Origin of the sequence: Pseudomonas sp. yb_2 (assembly GCF_043103905.1) — a bacterium.
GTDB classification, from domain to species: domain Bacteria; phylum Pseudomonadota; class Gammaproteobacteria; order Pseudomonadales; family Pseudomonadaceae; genus Aquipseudomonas; species Aquipseudomonas alloputida.
This window is the reverse complement of sequence record NZ_JBICKH010000014.1, coordinates 1-1,861: the sequence shown is the minus strand read 5'-3', so window position 1 is coordinate 1,861 and position 1,861 is coordinate 1. Positions and strand designations below refer to the sequence as shown.

Genomic DNA, 1,861 nt, shown 5'->3' with positions numbered 1-1,861 from the left:
GCTACCCAGCGTTTCAGGCTGTAATCGAGGGCTTTGGCCGTGGCTGATCCATTGGGCACCAGGTCTCGCTGAGCCAACATCCAGTCATGCAGTTTTTTGAGGATCGGCACCGCCAGTTCTTGTCGTATTCGCCAGCGCTCTTCATCACTCATGTCCCGCGCCTGACGTTCGACCTCGTACAAGCCGCTGATCGAGTGCAGGGCCTGTTCAGCCAGCTGACTTTTGTTCGCCACGTGCAAATCAAAGAACTTGCGCCGGGCGTGGGCCATGCAGCCGATTTCAGTGATGCCTTGTTCGAAACCGGCTTTGTAGCCAGCGAAGTCGTCGCAGACCAGCTTGCCGTTCCAGTCGCCCAGGAAGTTGCGTGCATGTTCGCCAGCACGGCTTGGGCTGAAGTCGTAAACCACCGCTTTGAGCCCTGAAAACGGCGTCGTGCTGTACGCCCAGACATAGGCCCGGTGGGTTTTCTTCTCGCCTGGCGCAAGCATTTGCACCGGTGTTTCATCAGCGTGGATCACGCCCTGGTTCAGCACGGCTTCACGCAGTGCATCGACCAGTGGCTGAAGCCGCACGCCGGTTTGTCCGACCCACTGCGCCAGGGTCGAGCGAGCAATTGGCAGCCCGGCGCGGCCAAAGATTTTCTCCTGCCGGTACAGCGGCAAGTGATCGGCAAACTTGGCCACCATCACGTGGGCCAACAAACCTACGGTCGGGATACCTTTGTCGATAACCTGGGCTGGCACCGGTGCCTGGATCAGGGTTTCGCACTGGCGACAGGCCCATTTGCCCCGCACATGTTGCTCGACGGTAAACACGCCCGGCGTGTAATCCAGCTTCTCGCTGACGTCTTCGCCGATGCGTTGAAGTTGGCAGCCACAGACGCACTGGGTGTTTTCGGGGTCGTGACGAATCACCGTGCGTGGAAACTGCGGCGGCAAAGGCGCACGTTTCGGGGATTGCCGTGGTTCGGCCTGTGGCGCATCTGGGAGAAGCTGTTTTAGCTCGGCCTCGATAGCTTCAAGGTCTGTGTCGAGCAGGTCATCCAGCAAGCTGCTTTGCGCCGGGCTGATTTGCTCGCTGCGCTTGGCAAACTTGTGCCGTTTGAGCAGGGCGATTTCGAACTTGAACTGTTCGATGAGGATTTCATCGTTCTGAATCTTCCTGCTCATCGCCTCGACCTGGGATTGCAATTGCACCGCCTGTGCCGCCAAGGCACGAAGCTGTTCCGGGGTCATCTGGTCGAGGTTGGGCGAGAAAGTCATGCCGCCGATTGTGCCAGAGCAGGCTCGGGGCGACGACAAGTAGACCGGCCAAATGGCCGGCGTTTACAGCATGCTAATCACACCGCCTGCACCGACGCGCTGCCACGGCAGGCCCAGCACCAACGCCTGGAGTTGTTCGCTGTCGAGTTCGACCTCGCAGCCGTGGCGAATGCCGGGCCAGTGGAACTTGCCTTGGTTCAGTCGACGCGCTGCCAGCCAGACACCGACGCCATCGTGCACCAGCACTTTCATCCGGTTAGCCCGGCGATTGGCGAACAGATAAGCGCAGTGCGGCTTCGCCGCACCGAACACCGCAATCACCCGGGCTAATGCCGTCTCGGTGCCGGCGCGCATGTCCATCGGCTCGGTGGCCAGCCAGATGGCATCGATGCGGATCATTGAGCGAAAGCCCGAATAAATTGCGCACAACCCTCGGGATCCGAGGCTGGCCATTTCACCGTGATCACTTGCCCGGCCACGGGCAACTCGATGATCACTGACGCTTCGACTGGCCGTTTAGGTGCGGATTTTAGCGGGACGAAAGCTGGTAGTGAAGCCGCTGCGGGCTGATCTCGATAGAGCGGCAGCCATTTGCGGAT

The 1,861-nt window shown here is 60.0% G+C and carries 3 protein-coding genes; all 3 read right to left on the bottom strand.

Annotated features, from left to right (window positions below):
• The coding region (gene tnpC / locus ACF8FB_RS02815; RefSeq protein ID WP_392510992.1) for an IS66 family transposase at window positions 1-1,262 on the bottom strand (1,262 nt) is incomplete at its 3' end.
• Between the two features lie 63 nt (window positions 1,263-1,325).
• Complete coding sequence (gene tnpB, locus ACF8FB_RS02810) at window positions 1,326-1,661, bottom strand: IS66 family insertion sequence element accessory protein TnpB (RefSeq protein ID WP_004575513.1); 336 nt, start codon at window positions 1,659-1,661, stop codon at window positions 1,326-1,328.
• Window positions 1,658-1,861: hypothetical protein (locus ACF8FB_RS02805; RefSeq protein WP_392510991.1), on the bottom strand; the 204-nt coding region annotated here is incomplete at its 5' end. The genes tnpB and ACF8FB_RS02805, both read right to left, overlap by 4 nt.

Coding starts and splice junctions, on each gene's coding strand:
- tnpB (WP_004575513.1), bottom strand. CDS start 1,661: ATGATCCGCATCGATGCCATCTGGCTGGCCACCGAGCCGATGGACATG.